The 22625-nt window shown below is 60.6% G+C and carries 17 protein-coding genes; 1 reads left to right on the forward strand and 16 read right to left on the reverse strand.

Annotated features, from left to right (window positions below; genetic code table 11):
* Nucleotides 1–122: 122 nt before the first annotated feature.
* Together ilvD and NLM32_RS32670 are read right to left on the reverse strand one after the other, a co-directional pair.
* Nucleotides 123–1817: a dihydroxy-acid dehydratase gene (ilvD, locus tag NLM32_RS32665; RefSeq protein ID WP_254132831.1), complete on the reverse strand. Its 1695-nt coding sequence runs from the start codon at nucleotides 1815–1817 to the stop codon at nucleotides 123–125.
* Nucleotides 1818–1885: 68 nt separating this feature from the next.
* Nucleotides 1886–2869 (reverse strand): ABC transporter substrate-binding protein, encoded by a 984-nt coding sequence (locus NLM32_RS32670; protein ID WP_254132832.1) that lies wholly within the window; start codon nucleotides 2867–2869, stop codon nucleotides 1886–1888.
* Between the two features lie 177 nt (nucleotides 2870–3046).
* Here NLM32_RS32670 and NLM32_RS32675 point away from each other — a divergent pair, with 177 nt between their 5' ends.
* Complete coding sequence (locus tag NLM32_RS32675) at nucleotides 3047–3955, forward strand: NAD(P)-dependent oxidoreductase (protein WP_254132833.1); 909 nt, start codon at nucleotides 3047–3049, stop codon at nucleotides 3953–3955.
* A gap of 24 nt (nucleotides 3956–3979) precedes the next feature.
* Here NLM32_RS32675 and NLM32_RS32680 read toward each other — a convergent pair whose 3' ends face one another.
* The 14 genes from NLM32_RS32680 to NLM32_RS32750 form a co-directional block, all read right to left on the reverse strand.
* Nucleotides 3980–4543: a flavin reductase family protein gene (locus NLM32_RS32680; RefSeq protein WP_254132834.1), complete on the reverse strand. Its 564-nt coding sequence runs from the start codon at nucleotides 4541–4543 to the stop codon at nucleotides 3980–3982.
* A 9-nt stretch (nucleotides 4544–4552) separates the two neighbouring features.
* A complete protein-coding gene (locus NLM32_RS32685) occupies nucleotides 4553–5782 on the reverse strand; it encodes an acyl-CoA dehydrogenase family protein (protein ID WP_254132835.1) in 1230 nt (409 codons plus the stop codon).
* A 68-nt stretch (nucleotides 5783–5850) separates the two neighbouring features.
* The gene (locus tag NLM32_RS32690; protein ID WP_254132836.1) at nucleotides 5851–7113 is read right to left on the reverse strand and encodes a CaiB/BaiF CoA-transferase family protein; all 1263 of its coding nucleotides are present in this window, start codon (nucleotides 7111–7113) and stop codon (nucleotides 5851–5853) included.
* 679 nt (nucleotides 7114–7792) lie between these two features.
* Complete coding sequence (locus NLM32_RS32700) at nucleotides 7793–8086, reverse strand: hypothetical protein (RefSeq protein WP_256568592.1); 294 nt, start codon at nucleotides 8084–8086, stop codon at nucleotides 7793–7795.
* A gap of 1071 nt (nucleotides 8087–9157) precedes the next feature.
* Complete coding sequence (locus tag NLM32_RS32705) at nucleotides 9158–9910, reverse strand: ABC transporter ATP-binding protein (RefSeq protein ID WP_254132837.1); 753 nt, start codon at nucleotides 9908–9910, stop codon at nucleotides 9158–9160.
* The gene (locus NLM32_RS32710; RefSeq protein WP_254132838.1) at nucleotides 9904–10971 is read right to left on the reverse strand and encodes an iron ABC transporter permease; all 1068 of its coding nucleotides are present in this window, start codon (nucleotides 10969–10971) and stop codon (nucleotides 9904–9906) included. The genes NLM32_RS32705 and NLM32_RS32710 overlap by 7 nt, the downstream gene beginning before the upstream one ends.
* Nucleotides 10971–12137 (reverse strand): ABC transporter substrate-binding protein, encoded by a 1167-nt coding sequence (locus NLM32_RS32715; RefSeq protein WP_254132839.1) that lies wholly within the window; start codon nucleotides 12135–12137, stop codon nucleotides 10971–10973. Before NLM32_RS32715 ends, NLM32_RS32710 begins: the two co-directional genes overlap by 1 nt.
* Before the next feature lie 2 nt (nucleotides 12138–12139).
* A complete protein-coding gene (locus NLM32_RS32720; protein ID WP_254132840.1) occupies nucleotides 12140–13357 on the reverse strand; it encodes an MFS transporter in 1218 nt (405 codons plus the stop codon).
* On the reverse strand, nucleotides 13354–15243 hold the full coding sequence (locus tag NLM32_RS32725) for an IucA/IucC family siderophore biosynthesis protein (protein ID WP_254132841.1): 1890 nt from the start codon (nucleotides 15241–15243) through the stop codon (nucleotides 13354–13356). The genes NLM32_RS32720 and NLM32_RS32725 overlap by 4 nt, the downstream gene beginning before the upstream one ends.
* A complete protein-coding gene (locus NLM32_RS32730) occupies nucleotides 15243–16382 on the reverse strand; it encodes an NAD/NADP octopine/nopaline dehydrogenase family protein (protein WP_254132842.1) in 1140 nt (379 codons plus the stop codon). Before NLM32_RS32730 ends, NLM32_RS32725 begins: the two co-directional genes overlap by 1 nt.
* On the reverse strand, nucleotides 16379–17389 hold the full coding sequence (locus NLM32_RS32735; RefSeq protein ID WP_254132843.1) for a PLP-dependent cysteine synthase family protein: 1011 nt from the start codon (nucleotides 17387–17389) through the stop codon (nucleotides 16379–16381). Before NLM32_RS32735 ends, NLM32_RS32730 begins: the two co-directional genes overlap by 4 nt.
* Nucleotides 17371–18762, reverse strand: a complete 1392-nt coding sequence (locus tag NLM32_RS32740; RefSeq protein WP_254132844.1) for a Y4yA family PLP-dependent enzyme — start codon at nucleotides 18760–18762, stop codon at nucleotides 17371–17373. The genes NLM32_RS32735 and NLM32_RS32740 overlap by 19 nt, the downstream gene beginning before the upstream one ends.
* Nucleotides 18759–19190, reverse strand: coding sequence for a hypothetical protein (locus NLM32_RS32745; protein ID WP_254135477.1), 432 nt, complete (start codon nucleotides 19188–19190; stop codon nucleotides 18759–18761). Before NLM32_RS32745 ends, NLM32_RS32740 begins: the two co-directional genes overlap by 4 nt.
* A gap of 69 nt (nucleotides 19191–19259) precedes the next feature.
* A complete protein-coding gene (locus NLM32_RS32750) occupies nucleotides 19260–21608 on the reverse strand; it encodes a TonB-dependent siderophore receptor (RefSeq protein WP_254132845.1) in 2349 nt (782 codons plus the stop codon).
* Nucleotides 21609–22625 lie beyond the last annotated feature (1017 nt).

The raw sequence follows: 22625 nt of genomic DNA on the forward strand, positions 1-22625 counted from the left end.
CCGTCTCTCGCTTCACTCACGCGCGAACGTCACGCAACCGATCTGCTGAATGTCTTCCATCAGCGGAACAAGCTTAGCAAGAAACCTGCCAAACGGGTCGCCATTTTCGCGCGCACGACTTCTCAGTCGAACCACGGCCACTCCGCGGGTCCCTCGTGCGTGACCGCTCCACCCGGTGCCTGGCCGACAAGACGCGCATATTTCGCCAGCGCACCGGCACGATGACGCGGCGGGCGTTGCTTCCAGTCGCGTCGGCGTGCAGCGAGTTCCTGCTCATCGACCAGCAGGTCCATGCGGCGACCGGCGGCGTCAATCCGGATCTTGTCTCCATCGCGGACAAGTGCCAGCGGACCGCCGACAAATGCTTCCGGAGAGACATAGCCGATACACATGCCACGCGTGGCACCGGAGAACCGACCGTCAGTAATGAGGGCCACCTTCTCACCCATGCCTTGGCCGTAGATCAGCGCGGTGACGCCGAGCATCTCGCGCATGCCAGGACCACCCACCGGCCCCTCATTGCGGATCACGAGGACCTCGCCAGCCTTGTAGCTGCGGTCACGAACGGCCGCGACGCAAGCCTCTTCATCCTCGAAGACGCGCGCTACGCCCTCGAAGAACTGGCTCTTCAAGCCGGCGACTTTGATGACGGCGCCGTCGGGACAGAGATTGCCCTTGAGGACCGCGACACCGCCGTCGGGCATGATCGGCGCGCGGGCCGTGTAAACCACTTCGCCATCGGGCACGTTGGCCGCGTCATATTCTTCCGCGAGCGTACGGCCGGTGATGGTGAGGCAACTACCGTCGATATGCCCGCTTTGAATCAACTCGCGGATCACAACGGCCGCACCGCCGATGTCGTAAACATCCTTCGCCGTGTATTTGCCCCCCGGCCGCAGATTTCCGATCAGCGGTGTTCTGGCAAAGACCTCGCCGACATCATCGATCGTGAACGCAATGCCGGCTTCGTTTGCGATCGCAGGCAGATGCAGCGCCGCATTGGTCGATCCGCCCGTGGCGGCAACGATAGCGGCTCCATTCTCCAGGGATTTCCGCGTCACGATGTCACGCGGCAGCGGCCCACCTCTTTCGAGCATCTCCATGATCAACCGCCCTGCGTGTCGCGAGATCTGCGCACGCTCCGCATAGACGCCGGGCACCATCGACACATTGGGAATGGTCAGGCCCATGGCTTCTGATACCATTCCCATGGTGTTCGCGGTGAACTGACCGGCGCAGGCGCCAATGGTCGGCAGGCAGGCGCGCTCGATCCGCTCGAGCGTCGGGGCGTCGATCTCTCCGGTCATAAAGCTGCCGACAGCCTCGTACGAGTCGAGGACGGTCAGCGTCCGTCCATCCACGCGACCCGGCAGCGAGCTGCCGCCATAGATGAAGATGGAAGGCACGTTGCAACGAACCATACCCATCATCACGCCCGGAAGCGTCTTGTCGCAGCCGCCGTATCCGATCAGCGCGTCGTAGGCGAGACCATGGACGACGGCCTCGATGGAGTCGGCAATCAGCTCACGCGAGAACAGGGAGAACTTCATCCCCTCGTGATTCATGCTGATGCCGTCGGACACCGAAATGGTCGAGAATTCACGCGGTGTGCCGCCGGCCTCCTCGACCCCGGTCTTGGCTGCAGCCACCTGGAAGTCGTGGGTCATGTTGCAGGGCGTCTGCTCGCCCTTCATGCTGACGATGCCCACCATCGGCTTGGCGATGGCCGCGTCGTCCAGCCCCATGGCGCGCATGAACGCACGATGCGGAGCCCGGTCGAGGCCGTCGGTCGTTATCCGTGATCGCAACTTCTTCATGCCTGCATCATCTTCATGCAATGTCCCGCACGTGGCGGGACATTGCGACCTCATGGTCCTGCAAACACCTATTGCAGTGGCGCGACGATCGTCGGGTGCTTGAACTGAGCAACATCCAGCTTCGGCAGCATTCCCGTTTCCGCGTAGATGTCGAGCATCTTCTGGATCGCCGGGAAATTCGGTGCCGCGCCGGGATCGCGACCGAAATCGTTGTCCTTGAGCAGATAGGTCTCGAGCACCGGGATGGGTGCTTTCAGGACTTCATTGACGACCTTCAACGTCTCTTCGCGGTTCGCAAGTGCCTTTTTCATGCCCGACGTGATGTCACGGACATAGGCCTTCACCAATTCCGGGTTCTTGTCGACGAAATCGGCGCGGCAGGCTTCCAGGATATGCACGATGTTCGGCATGGCCTGCGACAGCGAGAACAGTTTTCTTGTGCCGCCCTTGGCCTCAGCTCGCGCCGCAAACGGCTGGTTCATGTTGACCGCATCGACCCGACCCTGACGCAGAGCATCCTCGGAGACGGCAAAACCGACCTCGACCAGCTTGATGTCCTTGGCCGGATCGACGCCGTTCTGCTTCAAGAGAAGGTTGAACGGGCCCTGCGTGCCGCCGCCGATGACGGAAATGCCGACCGTCTTGCCCTTGAGGTCTGCAATCGTCTTGATCGGCGAGTCATCCATGACCGCCCAATAGACCGAGAAGCCACCGGGCTTCTCGAAGACGTGCTGCGCCACGATGTAGGCCTTGAGATTACCGCCGACCACGCCGTTCGCAAGTGAGAGCGGCGCCTGTGTCGCGCAATCCAGCGCGCCAGCCGCCAACGCCTGCGTCATCGGCGCGGTACCCTGAAACTGGGTCCACTCGATGTTATAGGTCTTGCCGATATCGGGAAATTCGGCCGGTCTGCGCATCATCCAGTATTTGGATTCCTCGGCCGGGATGGTCCAACCCACGCGGATCGTCTGCTGCGCCCATGAGGGGCTCGCACCGGCGATCATAGCCGCCACAGCCCCTGCTGCCAGCATCCACCTCGAAACTGCCCGCATCGTGCCCACTCCGTTGCTCCGGCGTCGATCGACGCCACCCAACCCGACCACCTCAAATGTTTCATGGTTCAAACAATCAAGCAAGCCATGCAAGCGGACCCGGTTTCGCTACGGGATGCGTTATGTATGGTGCGCAGCGGTCGCGCGGCGTTGCGCCGCGACAGAAGGAGGCAACCTATGGCTGATGCGAGCAAGGCAAACCCGCAGGGCGTCGAGAGGCTCGGCTATCTCGGCCTGGGACTGATGGGGACGCCGATGACCCGGCGCCTCCTCAAGGCGGGCCATCACGTCAGCGTCTGGAACCGCTCGGAAGGCAAGGTCGTTCCACTCGTCGAAGCTGGCGCCAAGCACGCGGGCACGCCACGTGACCTCTTGGCGAATTGCGACATCGTCTTCATGTGCGTGACGGATGCCGCAGCCGTCGAAGAGGTGATCTTCGGACCGGAGGGTTTTGCAGCGGCTCCCGGCGCAGGCAAGCTCGTGGTCGATTTCTCGTCGATCCATCCCGACGCTGCGCGCGAGCTGGCAGCGCGGTTAAAAGCTGCGAACGGCGCAGGCTGGATCGATGCGCCAGTGTCAGGCGGCACCAAGGGTGCCGAAGAAGGCACGCTTGCCATCATGGCCGGCGGAGAGGCCTCCGATATCGAGCGGGCACGGCCCTATGTGCTGGCTATGGCGCGCAGGTTCACTCATATGGGTCCCATCGGCGCAGGCCAGACCACAAAGCTTTGCAACCAGGTGATCGTCGGGTGCGCGATGGCCGTGCTCGCAGAGGCAACGCGCCTTGCCTCGAATGCCGGAATTGATGCAAGCCGGCTGCCTGAGGCGCTCGCCGGCGGCTTTGCGGATTCGATCCCGCTTCAGCTCTTCGTGCCGCGCATGGTCCACGGCATTCATTCGCCTCCTCTCGGCCACATCGCGACGATGCTGAAGGATCTCGACACTGTCGCCGACGTTGCCCAGACAACGTCAACACCGGTGCCGATGGCGACCCTCGCGGGACAGATCTTCAGGCTCGCGAAGGCTGCGCGTGGCGCAGACGCGGACGCTCTGGAAATCTACAAGCTCTCGGCCACGGACCGTTGAACCGACGAGCGTCCGTGGATCGCCCTATGGCGACTTCTTGCGCTCGTCGTCGGACAGAAACCGGCCATATCCGCCCCGCGCAAACAGCAGCGGCTCCTTTGCGTTGTAGGCATAGGCCTCGACCGCACCGAGAAAGATCACGTGATCGCCGCCATAATAGCGATTGACGGACCGGCACTGGAAATTGGCCACGCTCTCGGCGAGCACTGGCGCATTGCCGAGGCCCGGCGCCCAGTCGACGCCGGCGAACTTATCCTCGGACGATTTTGCGAACTTGTTGGCAAGCGCCTGTTGCGCTGTGCCGAGCACGTGCACGGTGAAATGGCTGGCGTTCTGAAACACGCTCAAGCTCGAGGAATAAACTCCAAGGCTCCAGAGCACGAGGGGAGGATTCAAGGAGACCGATGCGAATGAATTACAGGTGATGCCATACGGCTTACCATCGGCGGCCGTGGCTGTAATGATCGTTACGCCCGTTCCATACGTGCCGAGCGCATTGCGAAAATCACGCGGATCAATCTGGGAGCTGTCGCTCGCGAACTCGTTGGCTGGATCGGGAGCGGCAGGCTGCTTTGGCTGGTCATTCATCGGCCGGCCTCACAAGGTGAGATTCTCGGACGGCAGGCCGAGTGCCACGCGTCCATAGTTGGTTCCGGCCGCATCGAAATTGAATGCGAGGTGCGAATTGATGGCATGCGCATCTCGGAACTGCCGTTGCAACACCCCCGTCGTGAACAGGCCGCGCGCGCCACTTGCCGCGAACAGCATCGAGACGGCATCCGTGCAGAGATTGACCGAGAACGCCCCATCACGCCGATACCTGGTCTTAATCGCCATGTCGGGCGTGTGCTTGCCGCGCGCGTGCTCCATCGCCTCGATGCAGGCCGCACGCATGATGAGGCGCGCAGCATCGATCTTGGCGGAAGCCTCCGCGATCTTGATTTGCGTGCTTTGGAAGTCGCTCAGCTTGGCGCGGTTGTATGTTGATATGCGGTGACGTGCGACCTCCGCATAGTCGTCGAGGCACGCCTGCGCATTTCCGAGCGCGACGCCGGAGAGAACATAAGGAAACAGTGAGAACACCGGCAGCGCGTAGAGCGGATTGGGATTCACACCGCTTCCGGGCGTTGCGCCTCCAGCCAAATCACGGACAGCGACCGTCATATGCTCGGGCACGAAGGCGTCCCTGACTTCCACATCCGACGATCCGGTGCCGCGCAGTCCCGCGACGTTCCAGGTGTCGAGGATCTTGTAATCGGCCTTCGGCAACAGGAAGATGCGGTATTCGATGCCGTCAGCCTCGTCGTCGGACGACACGACGCTCGCGAGCATGTTCCATTCACAGGAGCCGACACCAGACGAGAACGGCCAGCTTCCGTGCAATCGGTATCCGCCCTCGACCTTACTGGCGCGGCCGGCGGGGAAGATGAACGATGATGCGATCAGAACGTCCGGGTCACGGCCCCAGACCAGATCCTGCGCGCGCGGTTCGAACATGCCGAGCATCCAGTGGTGGCTTGCCAGATTGGCCAGATTCCAGGCGACCGACGCATCAGCGCGACCGAGCAGCTCGGCGCAATCGATCAGGGCGACGTAGTCGAGCTCCGAACCGCCGATGCGCCTCGGCTGAAGCATCCGAAACAGGCCGGCATCGTGCAGGTCTCGTTCAGTTTCCAGTGGCAGATGCCGCAGTTCCTCGGTGCGAGCCGCGCGTTCCCGCAATTGCGGCACGAGCGACTGGGCCTTGGCAACCATCGTCGCATAGGCTCGTTCGCCGGGGTCCGTCGCCACCGACCGACCCATGTTCGGCTCCTGACCAGGCACCATTCGTGTCCCTCGCTCTGACGCATTTATGCGGCGGGAACCTTGCCAAATCAAGCCGTGCAGCGCGCCGTCTAGGTCCCCGGCTTGCGCTGCCCAAATGCGCCTTTTTGGGCCAAAGCCGCAATCCGGCCCTCGTCATAACCGAGCGTTTCACGCATGATGCCGCCGGTATGCTCGCCCAACAAAGGTGCAGCCACGGGATCAATTGCTGCCGTCAGGCTCATGTTGATCGGCGACTCAATGTTCGGCACCCATCGCGCCGTGCGATGCGGGATACGGCTCAAGCGCGCGCGTTCGCGTGCTTCGGGCGCATTGAATCCCTCTTCGACGGTCCGGAGATAGCCGACCGGGATATTGGCCAGCTTCATCCTTGCCATCCAGTTCTCAAGCGTGTCGCTCGCGAACACCTCGGCGATAGCTGCGCGCAATAGCTCCTTGTTCTCGGATCGCGCCTTGCGCGTGGCGAACTGCGGCTCGTTGATGAGATCCGGGCGATTCATCACCTCGACCACCAGTCGCCGATACAGCCGATCATTGGCGCAGGCCATGTAGAGCGGACCGTCGGATGCCTCGTAGACACCGACAGTGGGAGAGCCACTCGGCGAATTGCCGAACCGGCCGGGATTCTCGCCGCTGATGAGATAGGCCATGCCGTAGAATCCAGTCATCCCCATGGCGACGTCGAACAGCGCTACCTCGACATGCTGTCCGCGGCCGAGTCGATCCCGCGCTATCAGTGCCATCAGGATTGCATTGCAGGCCGACATCCCGGTCGCCATGTCGACAATCGGCGGGCCGGTCCGAACCGCCGGACCATCGGCAAATCCGTTGAGCGACATGAAGCCGCTCTCGGCTTGCGTGATAGGATCGAAACCGGGGCGCGAGGCAAATGGTCCGGTTCGTCCGTAAGCGGAGATCGAGCAATAGACCAGCCGCGGGTTGAGCGGCGCAACGGCCTCGTAGTCGAGGCCGAACTTCTTCATGACCCCGCTGGAAAAGTTCTCGACGACCACGTCCGCCTTGCGGATCAAATCCAGTGCGATCTCGCGCGCCTCCGGCACGGCGAGATCGAGCGCGATGCCGCTCTTGTTGCGGTTCAGGCTGAGATAAGCCGCACTCTCACCGCCGATGTCGGCATGTTCATAGGCGCGGGTGTCGTCGCCCCCATCGGGATTCTCGATCTTGATGACGCGCGCGCCGAAATCCGCGAGCGTCTGCGTGCAGGCCGGACCCGCGACCACGCGCGTGAAATCGACGACCAGAAGACCATCAAGCGCGGTTGGTCCTCCCGCCGCCCGCGAGGGCCGTTCCGGCAATTGAGGCTTGGTGGACATCCTAGGCGCTCCCTTACATCGGCTTGTGCTCGCCGAATTTCCTGCAAGCGAACTTAAAGCCCGATGGGGACGGCTGCGCAAGTGCTGCAACAGCAGGGCTTCAATACGCAAAAAAACCCGGCAGCGGTCAAGTTGCCGGGTCCAAAAGCATCTGCGAACGGTACCTTCCGCACCACGGGAAACCCCACTCAGCGAAGCGACCTTCGCCAATAAAGCGTATGCGACCAGGCCCAAGGCACCTCGGGCTCATACAGCCGATAGCCTGCCCTAATGAAATTATTCGCGGAGAAGCGCTTGCCTGTTGCGTCCGAAACAATACTTTTCCCATCGGCTACCCCGGTCCCGCGCTTTGACGGCCCGCATCAATCTGCGCTGAAGTCCCCTTGCCCGATGTCGTCGCACGATGTCAACGCTCGATAGATAACCGGATTTTCGCGCGTAGGTTGGGGTACGGCGTCGGCGAAGGCGGCTAGAACATCACACTAGCTGGCAAGCCACCACGCGCCGAGATCGAAATCCGTCATAGTCGCGCATCGAAGAATGTGAACCGATGCAGATCGGCCAACATCTCGACAACCTCATCGTCGGACGCATCAACCATCCAAGTCTTGTACATGGCATACCCATCGGAACAGAACGCCTCAACCCGGCCACCGACGACATCACCACCACGGGAAGCTCACCTGCTCAGCGCGACCTTCACGCCGAGCCAGACGGCTCCCATCAGGCCGGCCGCAATCACTGTAATAACTGCCTTGAAGGTGTAGCTCTGCGCCTGCTCCACGTTTTTTCGCCACCGCCGCAGGTGCTGGAAATCCGCCCTTAGCTCATTCCAGCCATCGTCTTCGATCCCGAAGGAAGCCAGCACCGACGCCACCGCCTTCGGCACGATCGCGTCGATACTATCCTGCTGGAGCCTGTGCTGCTCGGCCAGCGTCTTGGCGACGATCGCCCTGATGTCGTCATCCTGCATCTTCACCACTTGATGATCCTTACAACATTCTCAAACCGCGCTTGGCAAAGTGAAAGGAGACGACAAGATGGCGGTGATCGCCGCAAACCCTGCCAGAGGATCTGCTGATCTGAGGCCAAGAGCCTTGTCCCAGACAAGGAGCTTCGCGAAATAAATGGTGACGCAATATCCGATCAACTTGTCCAGCCGAGCTCTGCCGTGGCGCTCGGCTCCAGAATCAACCGGGGCGCCCCCAAGTCAATTCTCGCTTACGGACAATGCATTTAACTGCGTGGTCCCGCAGATTTACTTTCTCAAATAAAAGCCCGCCGCGAATTGCTCCGCGCGAGCTGAACCAAACTTTTCAATGATGCCACTCTGCCGGTGTTTTGCCCGACGTGTCAAACGCAGTAGCGATTGCCATCCGACGCGCACAAGATCACGCCTCGTTCAATCCCGCACCGCGATCCACTAGGCCGGTAAATCGGACCGCAGCAGCCCCGATGACCTATAACCCCTGCGTCCCGAACGTAAGTAGCAAGCGAAAAGATCCATTAAAACAATGAAATTTGCCGGCACCATTACTGCTGTTGAGCGCGGCGCGCTCCCGCCTTCTTGCGGCGGAATTCAATTCCGCATTTCGCGGAACGGCCTTCCGCTCTAGTAATGCTTTAAGTGAAGCGCTGAATTGTTCCAAAAGTTCGCGCCGTGCTCTACCCGTGTCGGCTGAATTCTACTTCATCTACTATGAGCATTGCTCTTCCAAGCCCGGTCCAATCGTCGCGGTAACGATCATGATGCAAAGAACTCGCACTTTCCGCGATCGGCCGCGTTCTACGAACCCCTTGACGTTCTACGAACCCCTTGACTAAGTCGGCTGTCGTAACGTTTATCTTGATGGCGCTCTCAGCGTTTAAAGGATGCGTTATCGCTCCAGATCATCATGGGCCAATTTGAGCTAGCCGGAGCCAAGCAGAGGCAGTCCGAGCAAACTTCGAAGGCAGCGCCACCCAACCCCAAGCGCCTTTCGCTAGCTTGGCATCAAGTTGTTTTTTACGATGGACTTCTGGCCAGCCACTGACGCCTGCGGCGTCAGATCGCGTCGTCGACGATCAAATGTGATTTGCCCTGCGAGCAGGATTCGACACGGGCCCTAATGCGAAACGTAGTGGCAAGGTTTTCCGGCGTCAGGACGCCAGCCGCCGTGCCGAAATCGTGCAACGTTCCGTCAGAGAGGATAGCGACCTTATCGGCAAATTTCAGTGCAAGGTCGAGTTGGTGCAGCGCGATCAGCACGAGCATACCGCCGTCATGTGCAAGGCTGCGCACCTGCCGCATCGCCTCCAACTGGCGGTGCATATCCAGCGCGCTGGTCGGCTCGTCCAAGAGCAGCACCTGCGGTTCACGCACGAGACATTGGGCTAACCCCACGAGCTGGCGCTGCCCGCCGCTCAGCTCGGAAAGGATTTCGCTGCCAAGATCGCCGATATCGAGTACCGCCAGCGCCTGGTCCACCGCCACCAGATCAGATTTCTCCAGACGCCAGCCGCTGACCTGCTTGCGCGCAAGAAGGACGGACTCGAATACAGTCAGCACTGCGCTTGCCGTTTGGTCCTGCGGCATGTAGGCGATGGCGCGATCCGCAGTGCTCACGCCTTCCAGCCGGCACTCGCCCGGTCCGGGAAGAATGGCTGCCAGGCGCCGGAACAGCGTCGACTTGCCCGCAGCATTCGGTCCAATGACGGCCACCACTTCGCCGCCATAACAGGGTGGAAGCGTAACATCATGCAGGACTTGGCGAGATCCGAAGCGGGCGCCGAGGCGATGCGTGCTCAGCATTACCATATATCTCTTCCGCTTTTCAGGATCAGATAGAGGAAGACCGGCAATCCGATCGCTGAGGTGACGATGCCGATCGGCAGCACGGCGCCGGGTACCGCAATTTTGGCCAGGATGGAGCTGACCGACATGATCAGCGCGCCAGTCAGCGCGCTCGCGGGCAGCAGGAAGCGCTGGTCTTCGCCGACCATCATGCGGGCGATGTGGGGACCTACGAGACCGATAAAACCGATCGTGCCGACAAACGCGACCGGGATCGCCGACAAAAGGGAAACAAGGATTAGGGTCTCGAGCCGCAGGCGCCGCACGGGAATGCCGAAGCTCGCCGCCCGCGCCTCGCCAAGACGTAGCGCCGTCAATTGCCACCGGCGGCGCAGAAAAACCGGCAAGGTTAGACCTACGGCAAGCGCGGTGATGGCAAGCTTGGGCCATGTTGCCTTAGTGAGGCTGCCCATGGTCCAGAAGACGATGGCCCCGACCGCCTGCTCGGCAGCGAAATACTGGATGATCGCGAGCGCCGTGTTGAAACTGAAAACCAGCGCTATGCCCAAAAGCACGATCATCTGGATCGAGGCGCCGCGCCGCAGGCTTGCCAGATGGATCAGGAAAGCCGTTGCCATGGCCACGACGAAAGCATTGGCCGCGACGATGTAGTCGCCCGCCACAGGAACCAACGCGACACCGAAGGCAAGCGCCAGGGCAGCGCCGAAGCTTGCACCGGCGGAAATGCCCAGCGTGAACGGGCTTGCTAGCGGATTGTTCAGGATGGTCTGCATCTGAGCGCCGGCGATGGCAAGCGCCACGCCGACCACGATGCCCATGAGAGCCGACGGCATGCGGATCGACCAAACAATGACGCGCGTCTGCGCATCCGCCTCTGCCGGCAGAACGAGTGCGCGCACAATTTCTCCAAACCCGCAGCTGGCCGGTCCCGTCGAAATGTCACCGACCAATGCGACGCAACCCCCGACCACCAGCATGAGGAGGATGATCCACCGCCTGACGCTGAGCGCTTGATAGGCGCCACGTCCGGCTAAGGGCAATGTTTCGGTATGGATATCTGTCATCACTGGCGGTCGGAAAGGCTGATGCTATAGCCCGGCCGGTAGGCGATGGGCAGGAAGCGGCGATGGTATTCGGCAAATGTCGCATTGGGGTCCAGATCGGCAAACAGATCGGGATGGAACCACTTTGCCAATTGTTGGACCGCGACAAATTCGTAGGGGCTATTGTAGAACTGATGCCAAATGCCGTGAAAATTCCGCGTCTTCTTTGCCGCGATACCGGTATAGGCGTCGCGAGTAACGAACCATTCGAGCTTCTTGCGCGTCACCCGAGGATCCGCCCCTGGTCCGAGCGGAATCCAATGTCCGCCGGGCACATAGGCTTTCCAGTCGGCGCTGGTCACCACCACATGTTCGGGATCTGCGACGATGACATGTTCGGGACTGATCTGCCCGAAGGTCGAAGGAATGATATCGCCGATATTATGGCCGCCGGCGAGTTCGACATATTTGCCGAAATTCTCGGCGCCAAACGACAGACAGCAATCCTGCGAGTAACCACCGATCCGCTCGACGAACACATTGGGGCGTTTTGGTTGCTTGGCGGCGAGAACATCGCCAACCGCGGCCATGGCCTGGCGCCGGAACGCGATGATCTCCTCCGAACGCGCCTCACGCCCCATGATCCTGCCCAGGAGCCGAATGGTCGGCTCGGTGTTTTCCAAGGGACGGTGGCGAAAATCGATATAGAGGACCGGTATGTTCAGTGCCGCGAGCTTCTCGATGTAGTTGGCGTCCTTGTTGGCCTCCACGGCTTCAAGGTTGAGCAGCACGACGTCAGGCTTCTGGATGATCGTCGATTCGATGTCGATCAGGCTGTCCTCCTGCCCCTTAAATGATGGGAGATTCGCCAACTCAGGAAACACTTCGAGATACTGCGCATAGGTGGCCGGATCGGCTGCGATCAGATCGGTGCGCCAGGCAACCACGTGGGCCAGAGGATTCTTGGGCTCAAGCGAGGCGATGAGATAGAGCTGCCGGCCCTCGCCCAGAAGCATGCGCTTGACGGGCGCGTTAAGCGTCACCTGCCGGCCCGCGATATCAGTCACGGTAAGCGGGGCTTGTGTCTGCGTCAGACTAGGGTCTCCGGCAAATGCTGCTGTTGGAAGCAAAGCGATCAGGACAAGAGCCCTCACCGCGGCACGCAGAAGCGATCGGTGTGAAGTCATGTTCAACTTCCTTTGGGGTGCCCAGTCTTGAGCCAGATGCCTAGCGCCGAGAAGAATGACAGGGCGTAGAGCGTAGCGACCAGCGGGAACGCCGTTTCAAGACCAAAGAACTGCGTGACGCCCGCGCCGGCAATGATGCCGCTTACGGAAGCGACTTGCTGGGAAGCTTGCGCGAGGCCCAGAACAGACCCTTGCCGATCATTGGCCACGGCTATCGAAATGAGCGCGAGAAGGGCCGGCGTCGTTCCCCCAAGAAGCGCGCCCCAGACAAAATAAAGGAGTGCGAATGCGGCAACGGAGTCCGTGCTGCCCGCCAGATGCGTAACCAAAGCGCATGCGGCCGAAATGAGCACGTTCCCACCCAGTACATAGGATGGCATTCGATTCTCGAAAAGTCGCGCCCACAAGGGCGCGGCCACGACAAAGCCGCACGCCAGCAGCCCGTAAGTGAGGCCGGCGACCCAGTGCCGGGCACCAAATATTTGGGTCATGTACAGCGAGAAAGGAACCTGCAGGACCATACGACTGGCGAGCAGCATCCCCATCAAGGCAAGAAGAGCCCCGATCGGAACACCAGTCGACACCGCAGGTTTTGCGATAGCTGCGCCTGCGGGATTAGCGGCAATAGCTCCCAGTGCCGGTACGGGCAGGCTCGACCATGCAATGGCAGCGCACAGCGCACAAATTGCCCCGGCCGTCAGATTGACAGCGGCAAAAGGGAAGTAGTCGAGAATGAGGCCACCCAGGAAAGCGCCGCCCAGCGAGCCCACATTGGTGGCAACCTGAAGCCAGGCGAAGAGGCTTGCGCGATCCTTCCCGCCAGTGATCTGCACGCCATAGGCCTGCGCTGGGGCGATATAGCCTGCGCAGGCGCCCTGCAAGAAACGCAGCGCCATGATCGTCCAGACATCCTGTGCAACAGCAACAAGGACTTGCGTAACCGCCAGTCCGCCTAGCGCGCGTACCATCATCAGCCGATTGCCGTAGCGATCGCCCATTCGCCCCCAAAAGGTGCTGGTCAGCGACATGCCAATCATCGGGCAAACGTAGACACCGACACCCGCGAGGCCAAAAACGCTATCGGAAGGGCTCAGCAGCTTGATTTGGATCGGCCAGAATGGACCACTCATTTCCATGGCACCCATGGAAATGAATTGCAGCCCGAACAGCAGAACAAAAACTGGTCCGAAGTCGCGAACCGCGGCAGAAGCGTTTGTCATTCCGCTGCCGCCATCGGATTTGGCAGCTCGTGCTCAAGGCGATAGTCTCGATAACGCTCCAGATGCATTCGTAGCACCGAGCGGGTTGGCCAAGGTTTTTCAAGAAAGGCCGCGCTCTCTTCCAGCCAAAACTTGTCCGACAACATGCGCGGCCTCAGCCCATCGAAAACCGCCTCGGTCTCTTCCCGCAGGATGCGCCAAAGGCCTGTTCCCGTCAGCGCATAATGTTCCTGGAGGCACAGCGCGACCTCATGGAGGTGGCAGACGAAGCAGGCGTCGATGACGAACGAGCGTACAAGACTGATATCGTCATCGAATGTGGTGGGTAGGATCCCCGCGCGCGTGAAAGGCTTGAGGTGGTGTCCTCGTTCCCTGAGGAGGGGTACAAAACTGCGACCATCGCCGAAATCGCGGATTAGCAGCTTCCGCGGGTGGCCGGTTTCATCGAACAGGATCGTGCTGTTTTGCTGATGCGCCTCGAAGGCAATTCCGTAAAGCAGATACATGGCGACCGTGGGCCGGATGACGGTCGCTGCATAGGCACGGAAGAACGCGGATACCGCTGCTTCGCTTTCATTGCCGTTTCGCGCAATCAATTCGCAAATGAGCGGGCGGCCATCGATCGGGCTTGCCGTCAAGAGTGCCGCGACGGTGACCGGCAGCAGCCCATCGCTTCGCGTAAGAGCGCTGGAGTTGCGGTAGACAACCGAAAGGAAACGGCCCGGATGCTCGTCGCCCGTTACGGGGTGGTGCAGGATTGCGCCCAGCTCTTCGGTGAAGATCTCCAACCTGTCCGAAATATCCCTCTCTTTTGACAGAATGTCGGAAATGAGGGTGCTGAGACGCGGCCCCATGTAGATCGACTTGGCCTGCAGCGTGCGCCGTTCGCTGGTCATCCAGATCGCCACAGGCAGCTTGATAAAGGGCCGGGGCTCCTGTGTATCCGGCAGCATGGTGCGGAACGACATTGCCGGCAGGGTTACGACCTCCGGACCATCGGGATCGAAAACTGCGGAGGTGATCTCGGACGCGAATTCACAGCGCACGAAATTGTCGAGGTGCCAGCTATGGACCGGCAGAGGCAGCCAGTCCTCAGGAGACTTTCCACGTTCATTCAATCCATCGACCCAGTCGCGCCAGAGCTCAGGGAATTTTTGCGAGAACCATTCCGAATAGCTACCGACATGCGGCATCTTCTCCACATAGGACCACTCCTTGCGCAACGCCGCGATTCGAACGCCCACGCGAGCTCCGAACTCGGGCGACAAGGCGGTAACGTCTTCGGGAGGCAGGTTGGGCTTTGCCTTCCATGTGGGATAGAAGGGATGCCCCTCCAGCGAGCCCCATTGATCGAGAGTCATCGCCGCCAGATGTGGCGGCAAGCTCCCTTTCAGATACTCGAGGAAGCCTCGTGCGCCTGCTTCGGCGATTTTCCCGCGCAGCTCGGCGCTCCATTGCTCCCGGTGACGCCGCGCCAGGACATCATTGCGCATACTGTCTTCGACATCGCGGATCAAATACTGGACGCCGTCCGATGCCGGCGAGATCTCTAAGGCAGGCATGATCTCGCGGATGAGGCTGGAGGGACTATCGATCACATGCCGGGTGCCGGTCTCGTCGAGCATTTCGACAGACCCACGATTCTGTAATGTTCCGGCGGGCGCGCGTCGAAGGTTGCTGAAATACAGGACCTTTCGTCCTCCCCAAAGGGGAAGCCACGCCTGACTGCCGTCGCGCGCCCACAACAATGCATCGGGTTCAAGAAGACGCTCGGCGAACAGACAACGCACCAACCGGTTGAGCGCATTGCGCGATGCGCCGAACCAAAGCTGCGCCGCATGCGCCTGAGCTTCGGCCTCTGCGGAAGACGACATTCTCTCGTCCATTATGCCTCCTCCGGCCAGTCGGCAGGCAAACAGCCCGGCGCACGTTCAGAGAACCCGCCATGGTAGTTGAGCGCCCAGTTATAAGTCTTCGTGATTGCGGGAGTTGCCACGTTGAGCCGCGCGGCCAAATCCACCAGCAGCGCCTGCCCGAAGGCGATATCTTCGTGGAAAGCGCGGCTTGCGCGATCGATGACCAGGCCAGACCCGTCCGGATTGGGAACAAGTGGGGCGTGAATGCCCGCGTAGGCGCGGTTGGTTCGCAACAGCGAATACATGGTTCGGTCATCCTCGATCTGGCTGCCATAAGCCTCGATCAATTCCTGCCGGAGCGGCTTCACCGAACTCAGATCAATACCCAGGCGTAGCTCGGCGGCATGGCGGATAGCCTGGTTTTCCGCATCGCAGGCCTCCAGCAATTCGGCGCCCGCGCGCGGGCAATCGCTCCACCAGCAAAGCGGACGGTCAAAGGGTTTGTTCTCCCAGGGGGCGCCTGGGCCGATCAAGGCATAGAGCACAGCGGGATGCATCATGGCGTTGCCCGGCGTCAGCGTGATTTCCAGATAATCCTGCAGAAGCGTGACGGGGGCTTCATAAAGGTCGCTCAGCATCGCCTGGAGCTTGGCGCGGCTCGCTGTGGTCTCGCGACGATGAAGCGCCGCGAAAAGCTGAGCCTTGGCCCCACCCATGCGCACCCGCTCGCCCGGGATGAGATCAAAGGCCGTATGGGGCACGTCCTTCATGCCCCAGATCACCACCTTGTCCGAGCCCGGAAAGGCTTCAGCTGCGAGCCAGTTGAAACCGCAAAAGCCGGGAATCGCGCCGACATAGACGCGCCTATCGCGAGGGAGATGCCGTGCGAAATCGCGCAGAAGCGCGGGCCGCGCGTGGGCCGGCTGCGTGACGATCACCATGTCCGTGTTTGTGAGTGCCTCGCTCGGATCGAGGCCGACATAGTCGGGACGCCCGCTCAAGAACTGGCCGTCTGGCGCCTGGGCCTGCCAAACACCGCTTCCGCTCGTCCACCGATCGACAACCGCAGCCGCTCCGGTCAGCACGGAAACGGTGATACCTGGACGCTGCTTGAAGAGCACGGCATTCAAATGCCCAGTGCGCCCAGCACCGCAGATTGTCACCTTCATGCTGCGCGTGCCTTACCCGGTAGCCAGGCATCGAGCTGTGCAGCGATTGTCGGGTCCAGCAAATCGCGCTTGGCCATCCATTCATCGTCGAAGACCGAACCGAGATATTTCTCGCCACCGTCGGCAACGGGCGTAACCACGGTGCCGGACAGCTTGCCGGCCGCAATGAATTCCAGCGCCTTATAGATGGTGCCTCCGGTCGAGCCCCCTACCAGAACCCCGTAGCGACGCGCGATAAAGCGTGCTGTTTCGAAGGCCTGAGTATCGGTGACCTGCACTCCCTCATCGATGCATCCATAGTCGAGCACCTTGCCGATTTCATCGCCGGCTGGCGTTCCCGTGCCAGACTGGTAGTATGGATGGCCGGCTCTGCCGAAGACGATCGAGCCGGCTGGCTCCACGGCGATCGTCCGAACAGCAGGATTGACCCGCTTCAAGCGCTGGGCGATTCCGGTCATTGACCCGCCGGTGCCGACGCAGCCCACATAGGCGTCGACGCCGTCCGGGAGCTGTGCCAGGAGCTCCTCGACGAAACCGGCATAGCCTTCCGGGTTTGCCGGATTGTCGGACTGGTTCATGAACAACGCATCAGGAAGCTGTGCACCAATTTGGGCGGCCAGCCGTTGGCGCTCCACCACCGCAACCTCGTCCTCCCGATAGTCGCCTTCGACATAACGAATTTCTGCACCCAGCGCGCGCATGGTGCGGATCTTATCCGGCGCTGCGTGGTGATCGACAACAGCAATGAAGCGTAGACCCAATTCCAATGCGATCAGCGCCAGCCCGATCCCGGTGTTTCCGGACGACGATTCGACGATTGTGCCGCCAGGCGGGAGACGCCCGTCCTCAAGTGCGGCAAGCACCATGCTGCGCGCCATGCGGTCCTTCATGGAGCCACCCGGATTGTTCTTTTCCAGCTTCAACACCAGCGTGGCGTCACTGTTGGGTACGGCAATCGGCATCACCGGTGTTTGACCAATCAACTGGCTTACGGTCGTGCAGAGCATGGTGCCTCTCCTATCGTGTCGGGAACGAGTGTTGGCTGCCCTTTTGCATCCCGAACTACGCAAAGGCGGCTCGGCATCGGGTGGCGATGGAATTCGTTTTCAAGAAGGTCCATCTGGTAACCGCCGGTATTGGCGTAAACCAGAAGATCTCCCGCTTGCGGAGCGATCGGAAAGGTGAGCCATCGATTGCTCAGGACGTCCTCGTCCAGGCAGCTATGGCCCGCCAGATAAGCTCGGATCAGCTTTGCATCGACCGGCGGCGGCCTAGCCGGAACCAGGATGGGATCAACCAGGAATTCGGAGCTAAACCAGGTTTCGCAAGCGCTGAAGCTAGAGCCTTCGACGAAGACGACATGGGCATCAGGGCCAATGGCTTTCACGCGCAACACCCGGAAGACGGAAATCGCGACCTGATCGGCCAGTGCCCGCCCGGGCTCCATGCCCAACACCAGCCCCTCATGGGCGAGATAGCTGGCAAAGCTGCGGCCACCGGCCATCGGCGCACGCAGCAGACAGCGCAGCCAATCGGCCGCAGAGAGCCCTCCCCCGTAGGGATAGAAGGAGGCTGGCACCTTCCCTGTGCGGTAATCCTCGGGCATCTGTGCCGCAAGATGCGCCTGATAGGCGGGTTGATCGACATATTGGATCGGTAGCCCGCCCCCAATGTCGATCATGCGCGGCGCAAAACCTTGAGCACGGGACTCGCTGATCAAGCCTGCCGATTCTTCCATCGCCTGCGCACGAGATTCCCGGCCATAACCACTCAGGTGGAAGTGCAGTCCGTCAAATCGCAACCGGCTTTCGCCGGCAATGCGCGACAGACAATACCGGATGGCCGCGGCCGGCATGCCGAAGCGACTCCGCGCCTGGCTGGTGGGACGCAGGCGCAGTAACACCGGCTGAACCGGGCCGCCTTTAGGAAGACAGCGGATCAGATCCTCGAGCTCTTCGGGCGAATCCACCGAAATCAAAGCGTTGCATTTGATAAGCTCGTTGTGGAATGCCGCAGTCTTTGCCGGGCCCGTCGCTACAAGTTGTGCGCCGTCGGCACCGAGCTGTCTCGCATCTCGCAATTCATAAAGGCTTGAGACGTCAATGCCGGCCCCTGCGCGCAGAGCTGCAGCCAACAGCCCGAGAGATTTGTTGACTTTCGCTCCGTAATAGATCGCGTTCACGACACCGCTCTCTCGCAAGACGCCCCTAAGTGCGGCCAGATTTGTCTGCAGCTCATCGGGCCAGATCAGATTGACCGGAGACCCATATCGGTCAACCCAATTGATCAGCAGCGGACTGTTGCCACCCAAGAGCTCAGCTGTCCCTGGCCGCAGAATCGGCAAGAGGCCCCCACCAGGCTTATGGCCATGCAAGGTCATGACCCCGCCCTTTTGGCATGGGCGGCAACGTGTTCTGTCGGAGCCAAGTGACGCAAGCTCTCCAAGGAGAGGTTGCAGCTGGGAAGGCTCTGATCGAGAATATGCCGCGTCGTCTTGCAGGGAAATTTTTGACCACTGCGCGCCATCGCGAGGATGCTCGCAGGCGTGATGGTCAGCCCCGGCCGCCAACTCTCAACCCGCACTGCGCCGTAGCCCAAGAGAACTACCGGCACGAACGGTAGTTGCAGACGGTGCGCGACCGTCAGCCGGTGATGTCCGTCCATCACGCAGAGGACGTCCTTCTCCGCCGTGATCGGGACAGTCCAGGAACCTGCGCTGAGGATCTGTGCCTGCAGTTCCGCCACTCTGTCGGGATCGACCTCTTCGGTCGGGATCAAGCATGTTGGCGAAAGGAGGCAGACTTGCATATCGACCAGCCAGATTCTTGTCAGCAGGATCCATTCTTGAAGCACCCTACCAGGCGGTAGGAGCAGCGATTACATGTCGATGGTCATCGACAGGAGATACGTGCGCGGTGCCCCCAGGAAAAATGTTCCGAATGAAGCCACGCTGGACCAGTAAGCCGCGCCGGTCACATTTTGAACGTTCGCGCGGAAAGTCGTCCTCTTGCCGTTGATCGCCGTCGTGTAGCGAGCGCCGAGATCGAGACGCGTCCAATCCGGGATCGGCTGTTTGTTGGCTGTATCGACGAACTGCTTGCCGGTGTAGATAACTGCTCCATTCAAAGTGAGCCCTCTCATCCAGGGAAGGTCCCACTCGGCCCCTATATTGGCCTGTACGTTCGGCACTCCGATGGGCGTGTTGCCCACGTTTGCCGCAACGGCAGTCTTCGTCAGTGTGCCATCCAGCAGTGAAACGCCTCCGAGGACCCGAACATCCGGCAAGAGCTCGCCGTACACGTTGAACTCGAGCCCACGGACTTGCTGTTCAGCGGTCGCGGCGAAGCGCCCGGCAGAGAGCTCACCGCTCGCCTTCGATATCTCAAAGGCGCTGAAGGTAGTCGCAAACCGGCCGAACTCCACCTTGATGCCGGCCTCATACTGCTTGGCGATATAAGGCGAGAGCATTTCACCGAAATTGGAAGCAGTCTGAGGCGCCACATCACCCCGCGCGAGACCTTCGATATAGTTCGCGTACAGAGAGACGTTGTCGCGGGGCCGGACGACGAGGCCGACCACCGGGGTGATCGCGCTCTTGTCATAGGACGATGTCAGCGATCCGACATTGGACAGATAGTTGTTCGCCTCGATGCCCTGGCGCCGGACGCCCAAAGTCAACAGGACGTGCTCATCGAGCACGGACAACGTGTCAGCGATCGAAAGCCCCGTGAGTTCACTGTCGGAGAGCCGAGGGCGCCCGCTGATCTCGTTCGCGAACTGAGTTGGCGCCACCGTCGGATTATAGATATTCGACGCGACCAGACTGCCATTGGTAAGCCGCCGGTACAGTGCGTCATGATAGACCGAGGCCTGGAAGGCGACGGCATGGTGGATGAAGCCGGTATCGAAGCGCGCGCGGACGCCGCCATCATACGTGGTCCGATCAATGCTAAGCCCGAAGAACTGAGGCGTTGAGGTCGTGTCGCCGCGCGTGTTGATGACGGTCGGAAGGCCGAAGAATCGCTCGACATTGGTCTGCGACCCGCCGACATCGGCAAACAGAGTAACCTGATCATTGATATCGTATTCGTTGCGCCACAAGGCAGATTGATCGTTGATGCGCGACCATTCCCAGGGCTGCGTCACGTTCAGCCGACCGTCCGGTGCCTTTGGCACTTGCAGGCCGGGAGCCATGAGAAAGGGACGTGACGGAGCGTCGAACCGATCAGCCTGGGCGATGAGGTAGAGCCAGGACCTGAACCGTTCGCCCTGATAGTCGAGAGCCAGCGATCCAACGCCTGTCGTTTCAGACTGGCGATCAATCGGCGTGTCGCCACCACGCAGGCTGCCGTTGGCACGCACGCCCCATTCCCTACTGCCGCCGTAGCGCCTCGCAACATCAAATTTACCGCCGACTCCTGCGACCGAGCCATAACCTGCAGTGAAGCGGGTCAGGTCCTCTGCCGCGCGCTTCGGCACGACGTTGATGACACCGCCGACGCCGCCATTGGGTGCGATGCCGGACAGCGCGGCCGAGGGCCCCTTGAGCACTTCGATGCGCTCGACGTAGTCCGTGAAGATGCGATAACTCGGCGCGATTCCGTAAAGGCCCTCGAAGGCGAACTCGCCATTGTTGCCCTCATTGACGGGAAACCCGCGAATGTAGAAAGAATCGAGTACGCCGCCAGTTGGGTGAGAACTGCGCACGGAGGGATCAAGGATCAAGGCATCCGCCCCCGTCGCGGCCTGCTGATCTCGGATGAACTTGTCCGTATAGCTGGTCACGTTGAACGGTGACTTCATTGTGTCGGTGTTTCCGAGCAGGCCTAGTCTCGCGCCCTGAGCGACCTGGTCACCTGCAAAGGCGGGCACGACCTGCGGCGGCTTCGAGTGCACCGCGACCGTTTCGGGTTGCGGAGCACCAGTCACAGTGGTGCTGCGTGACGTCGCCCGGACCCGAACGGCGCTTCGACGCGCCGACGTGCGGCGGACCGACTGTTGCGTCGGGGCATCGACGGTAACGGGTGGAAGCGCGTTGACGCCTTGCGTTGTTTGGGATCGAGCAGGTGATTCCAACCACCCCAGCAACGCCACCCCACTTAGCAGTTTCGCACCAAAGCGAGCTGCCGCCCCAACCTCACCTGCACGCCGCATTTCCAGAAAGTTCCTCATCAACGGCACGTCGTCCAACGTGCAATGACTCCACATTCGGCTCACAATGACCATGGATCGAAGATCCACTCTCCGCGTCCGCGTTCAGTCGACACCTAACGTTCGTGCATCAATTCCTTCCCAGACGCGCGCTCGCGTCTGGTTGCCTGCGCTACCACCGGCAACGTCCGATTGATAGCGATCTGCATCGCTTCTTTAGAGAGACGCTATCGTGGCCGCAACGCAAATGCGCGCGTCGCGAATTAGAATGCCTCGATCATCGACGACCCGAGTCAACTGACACCGAGTTTGGAAAACCTCCAAAGGTTCTTGGAAGTTTCAAAATCAGCGCCGTGGAAATTTGAAAGTCGACGAGAGCGCTCTGTTCAGCGGCTATGCTTTTCCTAGACGCAGCAAACGCTCCCGACCTCCTCATAGACTGACGGTTGCGCGTCACCATTTCGGTCCTGTTGCTCGCATTGCGACGGCGTGCCGCAGCACAAGGCGTGCAAATCAACGGGAACGTGATGAGCTCTCGCGGGTGGTTCAATGGGCCGACATCGTCGTCGCCGCATGCTTCGCTGCTGACTTGGATAACTTTGTCGCGCAGGCTTTGGAAAATGATGATTCTCAAGCGAACGCCAAAACTACGTGCTACGCACACCGGCTCAAGCGCGCTCGCGGCAGCGAGGCGTCGGAAAGGCACTAGATGATTGGATGGTGATGCGCGCCCTTGTGACCACCGCCATCAAACTCGCTGAATCGCTTCACCGGCATCCGAAGATCGCGGACGACGAACCTCGCCGTAGTAGCAACTGGTGCTGAAGTTCAGCTTCCACCCTCAGGGCAAGATCACTTCGTTCGTCAACAGCACAACGTCGATCCTAGACCACTTCGATGGACCAAAGTCAGCCGTGACCCTTCTTGTTTGCATCGAACGCGCCTACCGATACTACTGCGGTCGAGACATTAGTACGTTCGGCTGCCACTGGGGTCGCATGTCGATGTGCATACACCGCCCCCAACCACTCGCCGCATTCGTGCCGTTCAGGGCTGGTTTGCCTCCTACTCATCAATCCCATCTACTTCGGC

It is taken from the genome of Bradyrhizobium sp. CCGUVB14 (genome assembly GCF_024199935.1).
GTDB lineage: Bacteria > Pseudomonadota > Alphaproteobacteria > Rhizobiales > Xanthobacteraceae > Bradyrhizobium.